Consider the following 17,304-nt stretch of genomic DNA (forward strand, 5'->3'; position numbering starts at 1 on the left):
TATTATATTTTTAATTAATTTCTTTTAAAATTTCTCTTTAGCTCCTCATATTCCTTCATTATATTTTCGATTATTTCTCCTACGCTCTCGATTTTATTTAGGTACTCAAATCCTTCACCTGCTAAAACAGATCCCCATTCTACATCACCATCTCTAACAGCCTTTTTCCCTGAACCACGAGCATATTTTTCAAATTCTTCTTCCCCGAGATTATTAATTTCCACCTCTAAAAGTTTTTCTGCCAATTTATTTTTGTAACATCTTATGGGATGATTTGTTGTTACTCCCGTTACAATAGTATCTCTATCATTTGCTTCTATTAAAACTTTTTTAAATTTTTCGTGGACTGGTGCTTCCTTTGATAACAAAAATTTTGTTCCCATTTGCACACCACTTGCTCCTAAAATTTCTGCCGCTAAAATATGTCTTCCCGTATAAATTCCGCCAGCAGATATTACGGGGATTTTCACAGAGTCGCAAATTTCAGGAAGAGCAGGAAAAGTATTAAGTTTTCCAATATGTCCTCCTGCCTCTGCACCTTCAAATACGCAAGCAGTTGCTCCAAGACTTTCAACTCTTTGAGCCATTTTTTTATTTGCAATAATTGGAATTACCTTTAATTTGTTTTTTAACCAATAGTCAAAATACTTTTGAGGATTTCCAGCTCCACAAGTTATTATTTCAACGCCTTCTTCAACAACAACTTTATTTAGTTCTTCAATTTCTGGATGAATCATTACAAGATTTACACCAAAGGGTTTGTCAGTCATCTTTTTTATTTTTCTAATTTCATCTCTAACTTCATTGGGACTAAATCCACCAGTTGCAATCATGCCAAGACCACCGGCAATAGACACTGCACCAGCAAGCTCTGCTGTTGAAATATTTGCCATGGCACCCTGAAAAATTGGATATTTTATATTTAAAATCTCATTAATTCTCATAACTCACTCCTAATCTTTATTTTAACTTATCTAAGTTAATGCTTTCTTTTTTTCTATTTACCCAAAATTTTCTAAAAATTCTTGTCCCTTTATTAAAAATATAGAATCTTATCTTTATAACTTATAGTCCTTTTTTATGAAAAGAGACTCAATATTATTGAGTTTAACAAAAATTGGCATACAACAAAAAAGACCACAAAGAAATCTTCGTGATCTTTTAATCATTATTAACTTAATTATCTTAATGTTTGAGCAACATTCAAGAATATTGTTATAAAGAATGAGTTGATAATATCAATTGCAAAAGCTCCTACCATAGGTAGTATAAAGTATGCTTTTGGTGATGGACCAAATCTTTCTGTGATTGAATCCATGTTTGCAAGTGCGTTATAAGTAGCACCCATACCAAATCCGCAAATACCACCTGATAAAACAGCTGCGTCATAATTTCTACCCATAACCCAAAAGTTAATGAAGTAAGCATAGAATGCCATAAAGATTGTTTGTGCAAATAAGATAACTAGCATTGATCCTGCAACTTCTTTTAGGTCTAATAGGTTAATATCAATAAGTGCCATTACTAAAAATACGTTAAGTCCAACATCGCCACAAATAGAGTTGGCTCTGTCATCAACTGCCCATTTAGATCCCTTTTTACCAATTGTATTTACAAAGATACCTGCAAGAATCATTGAAGTAACGTAAGCTGGTAAGCTTAGTGGCTTCCCTAAAACAGTTACATGTTCTTTTATAAACACTTGTAAAATTGCGCCTAAACCAACTGATACAAAGATAAGTCCTAAAACTTTAATAAAATCTAACGCTTCTAGTGGAACAACTTTTTTATAGTTTTCTCCGGAATTGTTTTTTTCTAGATTTTCAAGAACATCAATATCCTCGCCCATTTTTTCAATAGGACTAGCTAGATTGTGTTTTCTAATAAGTGTAGAACCAATAGGACCACCAATTAATGAACCCATAATTACACCAAACGTAGCTGCAGCCATACCAAATGTTGATGCATTAACAAGACCTTCTTCTTCAAATGTTGTTCCCCAAGCACCTGCAGAACCGTGTCCACCTACCATTGTAACTGAACCGCAAATTAAGCCTAGAAGTGAATCTGCTCCTGTAGCTTTTGCAAGTACAAGTCCTATTACGTCTTGGAAAATTACTAGAACTGTTGATACTAGAACAAATAATATGAAACCTTTTCCACCTTTTTTAAGTGTATCAAGGTCAGCTCCAACACCAATTGATGTGAAGAATACCATCATAAATGGATCTTTTAATGTTTGATCAAATTCAAAAGTACAAACTCCACTAAGTTGTAATAAGAATCGAATTATTGCAAAAAGGAATCCTCCTATTACTGGTGCAGGCACACAAAATGTTTGAAAGAATTGGACTTTGCTTCTGATAAATTTACCTATGTAAAAAACTATGATTGCAAATCCAACAGTTTGCATGACATTAAATGATATATTCATTTAATCTCCCTCCTTTAATTAAATTTTTGTCTTTTTAAGACATTTCCATTATAATAAAACCTTTTCTTTTTTGCAAGAGATTAAAGGCTAAATTTTATTTTGATATTAATTATTAGTGTTAATTTGATAAAATATATTTATGAATAACTCCTAAAAGAAGTAATTTCAAATAAAATTATATTTATCATATTAAAAATAGAAAAACTTGGTTAAAAATATAAAGCTTAACTAAAAATATCAAAAAAAGAGTATGCAAAGCTATTCAAAGAATTATAAGACTTCATATACAACTAGAACTAAAATTTGAAAATTTTAATTAGAAATTCAATATATTTTTATATATGTAAAATAAGTATTTATAAATAAAAGTATAGGTCTTTTTTTAATATAAGCAATAATGGTATACTATATATAAATCTATAGTTGAGGTGGAAAATTCATTGAAAAATATATTAATAATAGAGGATGACAAACATCTAAATAAGGGCTTATCCATAGCTCTAGAAAAAAATTATGAAGTTATTCCTACATTTACTATAAGTGATGCCAAAAATTATATTGGTAATTCTGATTTAATTTTATTGGATATGAACTTACCAGATGGGGACGGACTTGAAATAATAAAATATACAAGGAAGATTTCAACAATTCCAATAATTGTATTGTCAGCTATTGACTTAGAAGCCTATATCATCTCCGCAATTGAATTAGGTGCAGATGATTATTTAACTAAACCTTTTTCCTTAGGAATTCTTGAAGCTAAGATAAAAAGAGCTTTTGAAAAAATCAACTCCGATGATTTAAGCATTTATAAAAAAGATGGACTTGATTTTAATTTCTCCGAGAATAAGTTCTCAGTTAATAATGTTAATTTTGATTTAACAAGGACAGAAATTAAAATTCTATATGCATTAATAAAAAATAAAGGTCGTATTTTAAAAAAAGAAATACTATTTGATTTTGTTTGGGGATTTGACGATAAGTTTATAGATAAAAATACCCTTAGTGTAAATATTTCAAGAATTCGAACGAAACTAAAACCCTATGATCCAATAGAAACTGTATTTGGAGTTGGTTATAAATGGAATTATTAGTTATAATTTTGGCTATTATTGTTGCCATACTTGCCTTTAAATATATAAATTTAAGTAAACAAATGTGTAATTTCTCAAACTATATTGATGATGCAATAGATGGAAATTTAGAAATTTCAGATTTTGATGAAAAAGAATTATCCAAGATAAAATCAAAACTTGTAAAATTTTTATATGCAAATCAAGTGAAGGAGTCTAAGTTAAATACAGAAAAGAATAAAACTAAAGATTTAATAGCAGATATTTCTCATCAAACTAGGACACCTATTACTAACCTTTCTCTTTATATTAGTTTATTAGAACAGAATCAAAAAGAAGAATACATAGAGATCATTAAGTACGAATTGGATAAACTTAAATTTTTAATTGATAATTTAGTAAAATCATCAAGGCTTGAATCAGATATTATTGTTTTGCAAAAATCTCAATATAATTTATCTGACTTAGTAAGTGATGTTTTAAAAGAATTTAAAGATCCTTTATTAAATAAAAATATTAAAATTTACTTTGAAAAACATAATTGCATTTTTAATATGGATGAAAGGTGGATTAAAGAAGCTATTCACAATTTAATTGATAATGCAATAAAATACTCATCCGAAAATTCTACTATAAATATATCTGTATATAAATCTTATTTAAATTATAATTTAGATATAGAAAACTCATGCCAAGTAATTATAGAAGAAGATTTACCTAAAATCTTTGAAAGATTTTATAGAGGTAAAAATTCACTTGCTAAGGATGGATTGGGATTGGGATTATTTATTGTAAGAGAAATTATAGAAAAACATAATGGAAAATTAATAGCATCTTTAAATGAGAATAAAATAAAATTTATGATAGACTTCCCCTTATGAGAAGTCTTTTTTCTTACAAAACTGTAAGCAGTTTCGTAAGTAATTTGTAAGATTAGTTTGCTATTCTTATAGAAAGAGGTGATTTATATGCTAAAAGTAGAAAATTTAAAAAAATATTATAAAACAAAGGATGTAGAGGTTAAAGCCCTTGATGGAATTTCTTTTAATGTATCAAAGGGAGAATTTATTTCTATTATTGGAGCATCTGGCTCTGGAAAGTCGACCTTATTACATTTGATAGGAGGACTTGATTATCCTACAAGCGGAAGAGTTTTAATTGACAACACAGACATTTATAAATTAAAAGACGATGAGAGATCCATTTTTAGAAGAAGGAATATAGGTTTTGTATTTCAATCCTATAATCTACTACCTATGTTAAATGTTTACGAGAACATAATTATTCCCTTTGGCATTGATGGCAATAAGGTGGATAAAAAATATGTAGACCTTATTGTAAATGTCCTTGAAATAAAAGAGCAAGTAAATAAAATGCCCAATGAACTATCGGGAGGTCAACAACAAAGGGTTGCCATAGCAAGAGCTTTGGTTACTAAACCATCCCTTATTTTAGCTGATGAACTTACAGGAAACCTAGATTCAAAATCTTCATCCCAAGTTGTATATCTTTTAAAGAAAATTAATAAAGAACTGGGAAATACAATACTTATTATAACTCATGACGACTCAGTTGCCCAAGCTGCAAATAAACTTATAAGAATTGAAGATGGAAAATTGGTGATGAATAATGAAAGTTAAAAATAAAATTTATATAAAAAATTTAGCAAAAAAAATTCTAAACGCTAATAAAAATAGAAAAAATATCTTATTATTATCAATAGCCTTAACTTCAATTTTATTTACAAGCTTGTTTTCAGTTATTTTGGGACTTAGTAAAAGCATGGAACTTCAAACGATGAAAACTATAGGTACAACAAGCCACGGATCATTTAAAGAAGTTTCTGATAAGGACATAGAAATTTTATCTAAGGATAAGGAGATAAAAGAGTTTTCAATTAGAAAAAAGATAGGAATATTAGATAATAATAAAATATCAGCAGAACTTTCATATGTAGATAAAAAGAATTACGACTGGTCCCTAATGGATAATATAAAAGGAAAAATACCCGAAAAGAAAAATGAAGTTTTCATTGATATATCTACTGCTAAAAAACTTGGATACAATGGTGAAATTGGAGAAAAAATAAAAATCCCCTTTAATATTGAAAAACCTTATACTGGAGAAGTTATAGAAAAGAAAAAGGATGATTTTGTTATATCTGGAACTTTTCAGAACCCTATTGATTCAAATGTTGGAGTCGGTCAAATTTATTTATCGAAAGCTTATGCAGATACATTAAATCTTCCATATAAAATAAATGATATGGATGTTATGCTTAAAAATTCTTTTAATATAAAGAATAAACTTATAAAAATAGCCGAGAGAAAGGGCTATAAAGTTGTAGATAGTCCAGGAAATTTATCTGATAAAGAAGTAAGAATTGGAGTTAACTTCGCCTACATTTTATCAGGAAGTAAAAACTTTGACTTTACTAATTTTTTACCTGCCTTGGTTTTATTAGCCTTGGTTATGATTGCAGGATTTTTAATTATAAACAATATTTTTAAAATATCTATAAATGAAGACATAAAACTTCTTGGATTACTTAAAACAATAGGGATGACAAAAGTTCAAATTAAGAAACTCGTACATTTAGAGTCCTTTATAGTTTCTATTCCTTCAATAGTAGCTGGAAATATACTTGGACTTTCTATTGGAAAAATTATTTTAAATAAAATATTTTCAAATAATATGATGCTAACATATATAAAGCTGTCTATTGTTAATGTAGTACTCATTATTGTTTTTTCAACGATATTTACTTTGTTAACTGTCTTTTTATCTGTAATGAGTCCTGCAAAATACGCATCTAAAATCTCACCTATAGATGCCAGTAGATATAACGAAATCCAAATAAAAAAGAAATATAAAAGTAATTCTATTTCACTTGGAAAACTTGCTAGAAGACAGATATTCTCTAATAAATTCAGATATATATCAATTGTTCTTTCTATGAGTTTAGCCGCTGTTATTTTAAATAGTGTTTTAACTTACACGGGAAACATTGATTTAAAAAAAGGGCTTTCAGATGTTATTGTAACTGATTATAATATAGCAAGTCCAAAATATTTTAGATATATGTATCTAGGAAAAGAAAATAGCATTTCTAATAAGATTATTGAAGAAATAAAAAAGCAAAAAGGTTTTAATGGCGGAGGAGCTTTATATTATTATGGATATGAGTATTCTTATCCAGATATAAAAATAGAAAACCAAAAAATATCTCCAACTCTTTTTGGAATTGATGACTATCTTATAAACAAACAACAATTTATTCAAGGAGAATTTGATGCAGAAAAATGGAAAACTGGAAATTATGTTATTATTGGTGAAAGAGCAAATAATACATCCTACTATCAAATTGGCGATAAACTTACTCTCAATGCAAAAAATAAAATAAAAGAAGTCCAAGTAATGGCTAAAATTGATTATAATTTTTCAAATGGTTTGAGATATTTTCCTATAATCCATGAAAATATAGAAGATGATACTAGTCCTATTTTATCATTAGAGTATATTTATATGCCTACTTTTTTATATAAGGAACTTACAAATGATAGGAGCATTATGTCTTATGGTTTTGATATAGAAAAAAGTGAAAGAAAAAGTTTTGATAAACTGTTAAAATCTTTAGAAAATGATCCAGACTTCGCCTATGACTCAAGAGACCTTCAAATAAAATCCTTTAAAGATTTTAAAAACCTTATAGAGTTTGTGGGATATAGCCTATCCTTAGTATTATTTTTAATTTCTTCGATGAACTTTATTAACATTATAGCCACAGAAACTATTAAAAATATGGTTAACTTATCTATACTTGAAGCAATAGGAATGACCAAGAAAAAAATAAAATCCTATCTAGTGAAAAAGAATTTAATTTATTCTCTGTCAAGTTTAATATTTTCTGTCATAGTAATGCTACTTGTAAATCAATTTATCTTAAAAAACTTCATAAAATCAACTAAGTGGACTTCATTTAAATTTACAATTATTCCACTATTAATTGTGAACATTGTAAATATAATAATAGGAATACTATTCACTAGGGAATTTTATGAAAACCACAGTAATAATAGCCTAGTTGATAGGATAAGGAATTTGGATAATGAAAAAAAATAATAAATTTATCATATTAAATTTGTTATTAGTTTTAATACTTCCAAGCTATATTATATAGTTTATAGGCATATAAGGAATTTTTTATAAAATTAAACCGACATTTATCTAAAAAAATAAGTGTCGGTTTTTGTTTTTACAAGTCTTTTATTATGTTTTATTTTTTAATATTAACTTCTAAACTCGCCATGTCCAAATATTATATATTTGTAGCTTACAAGTTCTTCCAATCCAACTGGTCCTCTTGCGTGAAGTTTTTGTGTTGAGATTCCAAGTTCTGCGCCCTTGCCAAATTCTCCACCATCTGTGAATCTTGTCGATGCATTTACATAGACACAAGCTGAGTCCACTTCTTCTAAAAATTTCATTGCCCTTTCATAAGATTTTGTGAGTATTGCTTCAGAATGCCCTGTTGAATATTTTGTAATATGTTGAATTGCCTCATCAACATTTGAAACTGTCTTTACAGAAAATTCGTAGTCTAAGTATTCTCTTCCAAAGTCATCTTCAGTTGCGGCTTCTGCGTTCTTAAATTTTGAAATAGATTTTTCGTCCGCGTGAACTTTTATATTGTATTTTTCAACAATTCCATTTAACATATCAAAAAATTTATCTGGAAGATTTTCATTTAACACAAGTGATTCCATTGCATTGCACACGCCAATCCTTTGTGTCTTTGCATTTTCTATAATCTTCACTGCCTTTTCAATGTCAGCTCCATCATCTACATATATGTGGCAATTTCCCACTCCCGTTTCAATTACAGGTACTTTTGCATTTTCCACAACGGAATTAATTAGTGAAGCTGAGCCTCTTGGAAGCAAAAGATCTACGTAGCCCTTTAATTGCATAAGTTCTTTTGAAGATTCTCTCGATGTGTCTTTTACAATTTGGACGAAGTTTTCATCATAGCCTAAATTTTTTATCCCAAGTCTTATTGCATCTGCTATTGCAATATTTGAATTTATAGATTCTTTGCCGCCGCGAAGAATTATTGCACTAGATGCTTTAAGTGATAAAATTGAAGCGTCTAGTGTTACATTTGGTCTGGATTCGTAAATTATCGCAATAACTCCCATAGGAACAGTTTTCTTCCCAATTAAAAGTCCCGCATAATTTTTTTCCATGGACAAAACCTTTCCCACTGGATCCTTAAAGTCGATTACGTCCTCTATTGACTTTGCCATAGCTTCTATTCTCGCGTCATTTAAAAGAAGCCTATCAATTAGACCATCAGGCATATTATTTTCTCTGCCTCTTTTTATATCTAATTCATTTGCCCTTAATATATTTTTACTTTCAGACAAAAGCGACTTTTTAATTGAAGCTAGCATTCTATTTTTTTCTTCTGTATTTAATTTTTTTAATTTATAGGAAGCTTCCTTTGCTACTTTTCCTAATTCCTTAACACTTAAAATAGGTTCCAATTTCTTCTCCTTTAACTATATCTCTAATTGTCTTCATATTTTCTCCAGATGCAATTATAACTTCAATATTTTTTTCTATGGCAAGTTTTGCCGCCCTAATTTTTGTGAACATTCCTCCAGTGCCAACATTGGATTCAGTTTCCTTTGCCATTGCCTCCACATTATTTATGTCTTCAACTTCGTGAATAATTTTTGCGTCGCGATTTTTTCTAGGATCGTCAGTGTAAAGTCCCTCAATGTCTGTTAGCATAATGAGGAGATCTGCCTCTGTAATTCTCGCAATCACAGCAGATAATGTATCATTATCGCCAAATTTTATTTCGTAAGTAGAAATTGTGTCGTTTTCATTTATTATCGGTATGGCATTCATCCCCTGCAATTTTTCAAAAGTGTTTTTTGCATTAATTCTCATCTCGTCATCTTTTTCTATTTGTCTAGTTAAAAGAATTTGCGCAGAGTTGTAGCCATAGCTAATTAAAGATCTATCGTAAATATTTGTAAGTGCAACTTGACCCACTGCTGCTGCAGCTTGTTTGTCTGAGGTTTCCTTCGGTCTTTCTTTCAAATTTAATTTCGCACGACCTGCTGCAATGGCACCACTTGATACTAAAATAACATCTATTCCCCTATTTTTTAAGTTTGCAATTTCATAGCAAAGCTCGTCGATTTTTTGTAAATTTATCTTTCCATTGTCGTGAGTAATAGAAGATGAACCCACTTTTATCACGACTTTTTTTATTTCTTTTGAAAATTTTCTCATTTCAATCACCTTAAATATAATATACTTTAAATTTTTACTTTAGTAAATATTTTTTACAATTTATAATAAAAAAGTAGATTTTAAATAAATAATCTTAACATTTTAAATTCCTTTTACCTTAATTTTTCCTTATGCTATAATAATTCTGGAGTGTGATTATTTTGCCAAAAATTTTAAGAAAAAAATTACTTGCGCCAAATATTTATTTATTTGACATTTATGCACCTAAAATTGCAGCTTCTGCAAAACCAGGTCAGTTTATTATTTTAATTGCAGACAAATATTCCGAGAGAATTCCTCTCACAATCTCAGATTACAATGTAGAAAAGGGAAGCGTTCAAATAGTTGTGCAAGCTTCTGGAGAATCTACAAAAAAAATTGCATCCTTTAAAGAAGGCGAAAACTTTAAGGATTTTGTTGGACCTCTTGGTCATGCATCTGATTTTTGCGACATGAACCTTGAAAGTTTAAAAGATAAAAAATATTTATTCGTTGCCGGTGGTGTTGGAACTGCTCCAGTTTATCCTCAAGCAAAGTTTTTTAAAGAAAATGGCCTTAACTGCGACATTATTATTGGAGCAAAGTCAAAGGAATTTGTAATCTTAGAAGATGAGCTTAAATCTGTCTGTGACAATTTATACATAGCTACAGATGACGGCAGTTACGGTTTTAAAGGTTTAGTAACTGATAAAATCGTAGATCTTATTGAAAATGAAAACAAAAAATATGATCATGTGGTTTCCATTGGACCTATGATTATGATGAAATTTGTATGCTTAACTACAAAAAAATATAATCTCCCTACTACTGTTTCTCTTAATCCAATTATGGTTGACGGAACTGGAATGTGTGGGGCTTGCCGTGTAAGCATTGGCGGCAAAACTAAATTTGCCTGCGTCGATGGACCCGAATTTGACGGTCATTTAGTTGACTTTGATTCTGCAATGAAAAGACAAAGACAATATGTAAACAACAAAAAAACTAAGACGATTGCCGACCACCATTGCACAATGGACCTTGCCATATCTGATCACTTGGCAGAAAAATCTGTACAAGATGAAAATTTAGAAGGCGAAACTATCGAAAACTTTACAATAAAAAAAGCTAAAGATAGATTTAAAAGAGTTCCAATTTCTGAACAAGCACCTGATGAAAGAAATAAAAACTTTAAAGAAGTATGTCTTGGCTACACTGCAGAGGAAGCCGTAGAAGAAGCGAGCAGATGTCTTAATTGTAAAAACCCTGGATGCGTTGGAGGTTGCCCAGTTTCTATTGACATCCCTGGCTTTATTAAAGAAATAGCCAATGGGAATTTCAAGGAAGCTTACAAAGTTCTTTCACTTTATACTTCTCTTCCTGCAGTATGTGGTAGAGTTTGTCCTCAAGAAACTCAATGCGAAGAAAGATGTATCCTTGCAAATCGAGGCGACTCCGTATCCATTGGTAAGCTTGAAAGATTTGCAGCTGATTATGCAAGACGTCACCAGATTAAAGACAGTGGTGATATTAAAAAGCTAAACAAAAAAGTTGCCATAGTTGGTGCAGGCCCTGCTGGACTTACTTGTGCAGGAGAACTTGCAAAGATGGGCTATGACGTTACAATTTTTGAAGCTTTGCAACAATCTGGCGGAGTTTTAATTTATGGAATACCTGAATTTAGACTTCCAGACGAAGTTGTTGAATACGAAGTAGAAAATATTAAAAATCTCGGCGTAAAAATCGAAAATAACTTTGTAATTGGCAGAACTATGACTATTGACGACATTATAAAAGAAGGTTACGAAGCAGTCTTCATTGGATCGGGTGCAGGTCTTCCTAAATTTATGAATATTCCTGGAGAAAACTTAAATGGAGTTTATTCTGCAAATGAATTTTTGACAAGGAACAATTTAATGAGATCCTTTGACGAAGAATACGACACTCCAGTAAATGTTGGCGAAAAAGTTGCAGTAGTTGGCGGTGGAAATGTCGCAATGGACGCTGCAAGAGTTGCAAAAAGACTTGGAGCTGATGTTTCAATTGTATATAGACGTACTGAAAAAGAACTTCCTGCGAGAGTTGAAGAAGTTCACCACGCTAAAGAAGAGGGAATCAAATTTGAAATGCTAACTGCTCCCGTTGAAATTATTGGTGACGACGAAGGCTGGGTTAAATCCCTTAAATGCGTTAGAAATGAATTAGGAGAACCTGACTCATCTGGCAGAAGAAGACCAGTCCCAATAGAGGGTAGCGAATACGAAGAGAAATTTGAAACTGTCATTATGGCACTTGGCACAAATCCAAATCCTCTTATTTCTTCAACTACAAAAAATCTAGAAATTGCAAAATGGGGCGGAATTATTGTAAATGAAGAATCACAAACTTCTCGAGAAGAAATTTTTGCCGGTGGAGATGCAGTAACTGGATCTGCCACAGTAATACTTGCCATGGGCGCAGGGAAAAATGCCGCAAAATCTATTGACGAATTTCTAAGAAATAAATAATAATAAGCTAGTGATAAAAATTTCTATCACTAGCTTATTATTTTATATAATATTAATAACGAGTACCATCTACTTAAATGTAAAACTTAATTCAAGGTTATATGCCCTTGATACATTTAGTATCCTGTAATAGTTGTGCATCATATATCTCTAGCTAATCTAGATTTTTCCTTTGCTTTTCTCCCAAAAATTTCTAATATCTTTTTTTGTAAAACCATCTTTAAGCATTAGATTAAATATTTCCTCATGAGAAAGTAATTTTTCATCCTTTAAAACAAGTGAATTATCTACTATGAATTTTTCACATAACAATTATTAATTTTTTAATCCAATCACCTTAAAAATTTTATACCAAAGCATTGTACTATAAGAATAATTAAGAAAATCAACTGTTGATCTAATAATCTTTATTATTATATTAAATATTCAAATAAACCATTCTCTAAAATCACTTTATTTTTAAAATTTCAAAATTATTTATATTTTCTAACTTAATCTTTCCACTGCTAATGAGAGCCTCTAATTTATTTTCGCCAAAAATAATTTTAATTTCATTTTTTAAAACTAAATCATAGGATTTTATATAATCTAAAATTTTTTCTTCTTCACTTAAATTTCCTTGAACCTCTTCAAGCTCCAGATTTTCTAAAATAAACTCTTCAACTCTATCGAATTTCATAATATTTTGTAGAACTCTATGATTTTCTGTAATCAAAAATCCCGGCAGTTTCTTTATTCTGTAATCAAAGGCTTCCATTCTATTTTCTAAAAAGATTTCATGACTATTTTCATAATTAAAGACAAATTCATCAAAATCAACTTCAAATTCTTTTAAAATTTCTCTTTGCACATCTAATTCATATATGTTTTTCTCAAATATTATTGCCTCTTCTAAAATTTTTCTCATATAGTCCTTTGAAGATTTCTCGTCTAACTCTTTAAAGGCTAAAAAATATTTATCTAAAGGATAACTTGATTTATATTTCTCAGTAAAAAGCTTAGGCACTCTTGCAAAGCCCGGCATATTTGTTACCGTCGCCGTAGCTCTATACATATCGTATAAAATTTTGTTTCCAAGTTCCACAGAATTTTTTTCTCTAAAATTTTGTGGCAAAAACTCTTCATAATTTCCTATTAATCCGCCCATTACAAATTTATAACTAAAATTTTTATATTTTCTTTCAAATTTTCGCAAAATTGGAATAAATCCCCACAAAAAGGGGTCCAGTACATCTGTAAATATTTTTAACATAGAACCTCCTATAAATATTAATTTCATTATATCATTAACTACAAACATCTTAAAATCAAGATCTTCTAAAACTATAATCTTCGTATACATACTGTATATAGTAGATTTTAATTTACAAATCACACAATATGTTGTATAATTTATGTATTCGCAAAAGAAAATTCTTTTGCTTTTAAATTTTATTTAAAATAATTTTATGGAAAATATTACATATTTAAAAGAAAGGATGAGTAAAATGCCACAAGTTATTAAGAGAAATGGCAAAAAGGTTGATTTTGATAGAAATAAAATCGTAATCGCCATAGAAAAAGCCATGCACTCAAGTTCTGGCGTATATGTAGAAAATCAAGCGCTAGAAATTGCAAAGGAAATTGAAGCCCTTGCAAACCAAAAGGAACTTCCTCTTTCAATCTACGACATAGAAAGCGAAGTTTATTACCGTTTAATTCAAAATGACAATCCTGCCACTGCAAGATCCTATGAATCTTACAAATCTGTTCAACAATATAAACGCGAACAAAATACTACTGATGAAGATATCCTCGGTCTATTAAACGAGACCAACGAAGATTTAATGGATGAAAATTCAAATAAAAATGCAATTATTGCATCTACTCAAAGAGATTTAATTGCTGGAGAAGTATCAAAGGACATTGCAAAGAGAAAAATGATCCCTGCCGATTTAGTTGAAGCACATGAATCTGGTGCTATTCACATTCACGACATGGATTATTTTATCCAACCTATTTTTAACTGCTGTCTAGTAAATATGAAGGACATGCTTGACAATGGAACTGTGGTCAATGGCAAGATGATCGAAACTCCAAAATCCTTCCAAGTTGCCTGCAATGTTATGACACAAATTATTGCACAAATTGCATCAAACCAATATGGCGGACAAAGTATTAATATCTCTTGTCTCGGCAAATACCTAAGAAGATCCTATGAAAAGAATTTAAATCTAGCACTTGATACTTTAGGCGACATTGAACTTGCTGAAAAAATGGCAAATAGAATGACTAAAAAGGATCTTGAAAGTGGCATCCAAACTATTCAATATCAAATAAATACTCTCATGACTTCAAATGGTCAAGCACCTTTCGTAACACTTTTCATGTGGCTTGAAGACAATGATCCCTATGTTGACGAAGTTGCCAAGATAATCGAAGAAATTTTAAAGCAAAGAATTCAAGGCATAAAAAACGATGCAGGAGTATATGTAACTCCAGCTTTTCCAAAATTAATTTATGTTCTCGACGAAAATAATATTAACAAGGACTCAAAATATTATTATTTGACTTCCCTTGCTATTAGATGTACTGCAAAGAGAATGTACCCTGACTACATCTCTGCAAAGAAAATGCGTGCAAATTACGAGGGCAATGTATTTTCTCCAATGGGCTGTCGAGCTTTCCTTCCTCCATACAAGGACGAAAAGGGCAATTACAAATTTGAAGGAAGATTTAACATGGGCGCCTGCTCTATAAATTTACCTCAAATTGGAATTTTAGCTGGTGGCGACGAAGAAAAATTCTTTGAAATTTTGGAAAAAAGGCTAGACCTTGTAAAAAGAGTTGGACTACTTCGCTATGAACATTTAAAGAAAGTTACTAGCGATTCATCTCCAATTCATTGGCAACATGGTGCCATTGCAAGACTGGGAAAACACGAGTCCATTGCACCACTTTTGTTAAATGGCTATTCCACAGTTTCCCTCGGCTACATTGGAATTTATGAAGCAACTATTTTAACTAAAGGTGTAAGTCATACAGACAAAAAGGGCTATGCCTTTGCTATGAGAATAATGGATGCACTTAACGCCGCTGTAAAAAAATGGACAGAAGAATATGGAATTAAATTTACACTTTACGCAACTCCTGCAGAATCACTTACACAAAGATTTGCAAATATCGACAAAGAAAGATTTGGAATAATAGAAAATGTAACTGATAAGGGTTACTATATCAATTCCTTCCACGTTGACGTTCGTGAAAAAATTTCTGCTTTTGAAAAATTCGCCTTTGAAGCAAAGTTCCAAGATAAATCCACTGGTGGATGTATCTCTTATGTAGAAATTCCAAACATGGGACACAATTTAGAAGCACTTGAAACTATCGTAAGATTTATATACGACAACATTCAATATGCAGAATTTAACACAAAATCTGACTACTGCTCTGAATGTGGCTTTGATGGCGAAATAAAACTAAACGAACATGGCGATTGGGAATGTCCACAATGTCATAACACAGATAGATCCACACTAAGCGTCGTAAGACGTACTTGTGGTTACCTTGGTGAAAATTTCTGGAACGAAGGACGCACAAAGGAAATTAACGCAAGGGTGCTACACATCTAATGAATTATGCACAAATAAGAAAGTATGATGTTGCAAATGGACCTGGGATTAGGAGCACAATTTTCGTCACAGGTTGCACTCACAATTGTTACAACTGTTTTAACAAAGAATATCAAGATTTTAATTACGGAAAAATCTGGACTGATAAAGAAACAAGAGAAGTAATTGAATATTTGAAACTAGATGAAGTAAAGGGGCTTACCCTACTTGGAGGTGAGCCCTTTCAAAATGAAGTAGATCTCTTAAAAGTAGTTAAAGACATAAAAAAAGAAGTCCAAAAGGGAATTTGGATCTTCTCTGGATATACTTACGAAGAAATATTAAAGAACGAAAACAAAACAAATCTACTAAAAGAATGTGATGTCTTAGTCGATGGTAAATTTGTTGAAAACTTAAAAGACTTGAGTCTTAGATTTCGCGGCTCCTCAAACCAAAGGATTATCGACATAAAAAAATCCTTAGCTTCAAATAAAATAATTTTATTTGACTTAAAGTAATTTACACAATTTTAAATTTTTATAAAAACCTCAGTGAATTTACTGAGGCCTTTTTTTCTATTTAGTTTCCGGTGGAATTGGCTCTTCTAAATATTCATTATCAAAAAAATCTGTACCATCATTTGCATTGTTTTGGAAAGTTCCAAAGATAGAAACATAGTCCACATCATCAATAGTATAATAAATCTCCACTATAAGATACTCCATAAAATATTTTTCATATTGCGTGCTATACCTTTTAGTTTCATAAAAATAAGTCCCATCATCAAGTCTATCAAGTTCTCCCTCTATAATGCGCTTTTTATTTTTGTCCTTATAACTAGAAGCATGAGCATTAATTCTAATTTTTGGAGTTTCAGGATAATAAATCTTCCCATCTTTTTCAAAAGTAAAATAAATTTTACTATCCTTATTTAAATGAATAGAAGTAATATCCCCCTCTATCCTTCCATCAATCTTATCTTTTACTCTCATAATCTTATTTTCAGGCATATTTTCATATTCTGATTTTTTAAAAGTCCTTACAATGGGTTTTCTATCATCATTGGAAACCTGAATATTTATCTTAACACCATTAATGGAATTATTTCTCATAAAATTTGGCGTTGGAGAAAAATAGACATGTATAGAAACAAATAAAATCACTATAATAATAAAAATAATAGAAAAAATTTTTATTATTCTATTTAACATATAATCACCTTGTAAATAAATACCCTAAAAATATTAAAATTACCAATAAAAAAATCTTCCAATTAAGGAAGATCTTTCTATCTTTAATATGTAATGAGATAACTCATTGTGGAATAATTAAAGCAAAATATTTTACTAATTTTAAAAGGAGTATTTAAAATAAAAAGTCTATTGATAAAGAAAATCTTGCATCAATAGACCTTTTAA

General features: G+C 30.2%; 14 protein-coding genes. 7 read left to right on the forward strand and 7 right to left on the reverse strand.

Features of this window, described 5'->3' with window-relative positions:
• Window positions 1-14: 14 nt before the first annotated feature.
• Both ACQRC6_RS09015 and gltS read right to left on the reverse strand, forming a co-directional pair.
• On the reverse strand, window positions 15-944 hold the full coding sequence (locus ACQRC6_RS09015; protein WP_427848626.1) for a nitronate monooxygenase: 930 nt from the start codon (window positions 942-944) through the stop codon (window positions 15-17).
• 236 nt (window positions 945-1,180) lie between these two features.
• Entirely contained in the window at window positions 1,181-2,434 is a 1,254-nt protein-coding gene (gene gltS / locus ACQRC6_RS09020) for a sodium/glutamate symporter (protein ID WP_427848627.1), read from the reverse strand.
• Window positions 2,435-2,874: 440 nt separating this feature from the next.
• Between gltS and ACQRC6_RS09025 the strand changes: the two genes are divergently transcribed.
• The 4 genes from ACQRC6_RS09025 (at window position 2,875) to ACQRC6_RS09040 (ending at window position 7,629) form a co-directional block, all read left to right on the forward strand.
• On the forward strand, window positions 2,875-3,528 hold the full coding sequence (locus tag ACQRC6_RS09025; RefSeq protein ID WP_293557625.1) for a response regulator transcription factor: 654 nt from the start codon (window positions 2,875-2,877) through the stop codon (window positions 3,526-3,528).
• Window positions 3,516-4,388: a sensor histidine kinase gene (locus ACQRC6_RS09030; RefSeq protein WP_427848628.1), complete on the forward strand. Its 873-nt coding sequence runs from the start codon at window positions 3,516-3,518 to the stop codon at window positions 4,386-4,388. Before ACQRC6_RS09025 ends, ACQRC6_RS09030 begins: the two co-directional genes overlap by 13 nt.
• 87 nt (window positions 4,389-4,475) lie before the next feature.
• Window positions 4,476-5,147 (forward strand): ABC transporter ATP-binding protein, encoded by a 672-nt coding sequence (locus ACQRC6_RS09035; RefSeq protein ID WP_427848629.1) that lies wholly within the window; start codon window positions 4,476-4,478, stop codon window positions 5,145-5,147.
• Window positions 5,137-7,629, forward strand: a complete 2,493-nt coding sequence (locus ACQRC6_RS09040) for an FtsX-like permease family protein (protein WP_427848630.1) — start codon at window positions 5,137-5,139, stop codon at window positions 7,627-7,629. Before ACQRC6_RS09035 ends, ACQRC6_RS09040 begins: the two co-directional genes overlap by 11 nt.
• Window positions 7,630-7,796: 167 nt before the next feature.
• Here the strand turns inward: ACQRC6_RS09040 and ACQRC6_RS09045 are convergent, their stop codons facing one another.
• Together ACQRC6_RS09045 and proB are read right to left on the reverse strand one after the other, a co-directional pair.
• Window positions 7,797-9,053, reverse strand: a complete 1,257-nt coding sequence (locus ACQRC6_RS09045; protein ID WP_427848631.1) for a glutamate-5-semialdehyde dehydrogenase — start codon at window positions 9,051-9,053, stop codon at window positions 7,797-7,799.
• Complete coding sequence (gene proB, locus ACQRC6_RS09050) at window positions 9,031-9,813, reverse strand: glutamate 5-kinase (protein ID WP_293557635.1); 783 nt, start codon at window positions 9,811-9,813, stop codon at window positions 9,031-9,033. The genes ACQRC6_RS09045 and proB overlap by 23 nt, the downstream gene beginning before the upstream one ends.
• 161 nt (window positions 9,814-9,974) lie before the next feature.
• Here proB and ACQRC6_RS09055 point away from each other — a divergent pair, with 161 nt between their 5' ends.
• Window positions 9,975-12,296 carry a bifunctional dihydroorotate dehydrogenase B NAD binding subunit/NADPH-dependent glutamate synthase gene (locus ACQRC6_RS09055; protein WP_427848632.1) on the forward strand — a complete coding sequence of 774 codons (2,322 nt, stop codon included), beginning with the start codon at window positions 9,975-9,977 and terminating at the stop codon, window positions 12,294-12,296.
• Between the two features lie 159 nt (window positions 12,297-12,455).
• On the opposite strand, the gene ACQRC6_RS09060 is transcribed toward ACQRC6_RS09055, so the two are convergent.
• Both ACQRC6_RS09060 and ACQRC6_RS09065 read right to left on the reverse strand, forming a co-directional pair.
• Complete coding sequence (locus tag ACQRC6_RS09060) at window positions 12,456-12,608, reverse strand: hypothetical protein (RefSeq protein WP_427848633.1); 153 nt, start codon at window positions 12,606-12,608, stop codon at window positions 12,456-12,458.
• A gap of 136 nt (window positions 12,609-12,744) precedes the next feature.
• Window positions 12,745-13,548: a disulfide bond formation protein DsbA gene (locus ACQRC6_RS09065; RefSeq protein ID WP_427848634.1), complete on the reverse strand. Its 804-nt coding sequence runs from the start codon at window positions 13,546-13,548 to the stop codon at window positions 12,745-12,747.
• Between the two features lie 235 nt (window positions 13,549-13,783).
• Between ACQRC6_RS09065 and nrdD the strand changes: the two genes are divergently transcribed.
• A complete protein-coding gene (nrdD, locus tag ACQRC6_RS09070) occupies window positions 13,784-15,907 on the forward strand; it encodes an anaerobic ribonucleoside-triphosphate reductase (protein WP_169970027.1) in 2,124 nt (707 codons plus the stop codon).
• Window positions 15,907-16,404, forward strand: a complete 498-nt coding sequence (gene nrdG / locus ACQRC6_RS09075) for an anaerobic ribonucleoside-triphosphate reductase activating protein (RefSeq protein ID WP_169970029.1) — start codon at window positions 15,907-15,909, stop codon at window positions 16,402-16,404. The genes nrdD and nrdG overlap by 1 nt, the downstream gene beginning before the upstream one ends.
• Before the next feature lie 57 nt (window positions 16,405-16,461).
• On the opposite strand, the gene ACQRC6_RS09080 is transcribed toward nrdG, so the two are convergent.
• Window positions 16,462-17,097 (reverse strand): hypothetical protein, encoded by a 636-nt coding sequence (locus tag ACQRC6_RS09080; RefSeq protein ID WP_169970030.1) that lies wholly within the window; start codon window positions 17,095-17,097, stop codon window positions 16,462-16,464.
• Window positions 17,098-17,304: the final 207 nt, after the last annotated feature.

This window comes from Peptoniphilus sp. SGI.035 (genome assembly GCF_050315115.1).
Classification (GTDB): Bacteria; Bacillota; Clostridia; order Tissierellales; family Peptoniphilaceae; genus Peptoniphilus_A.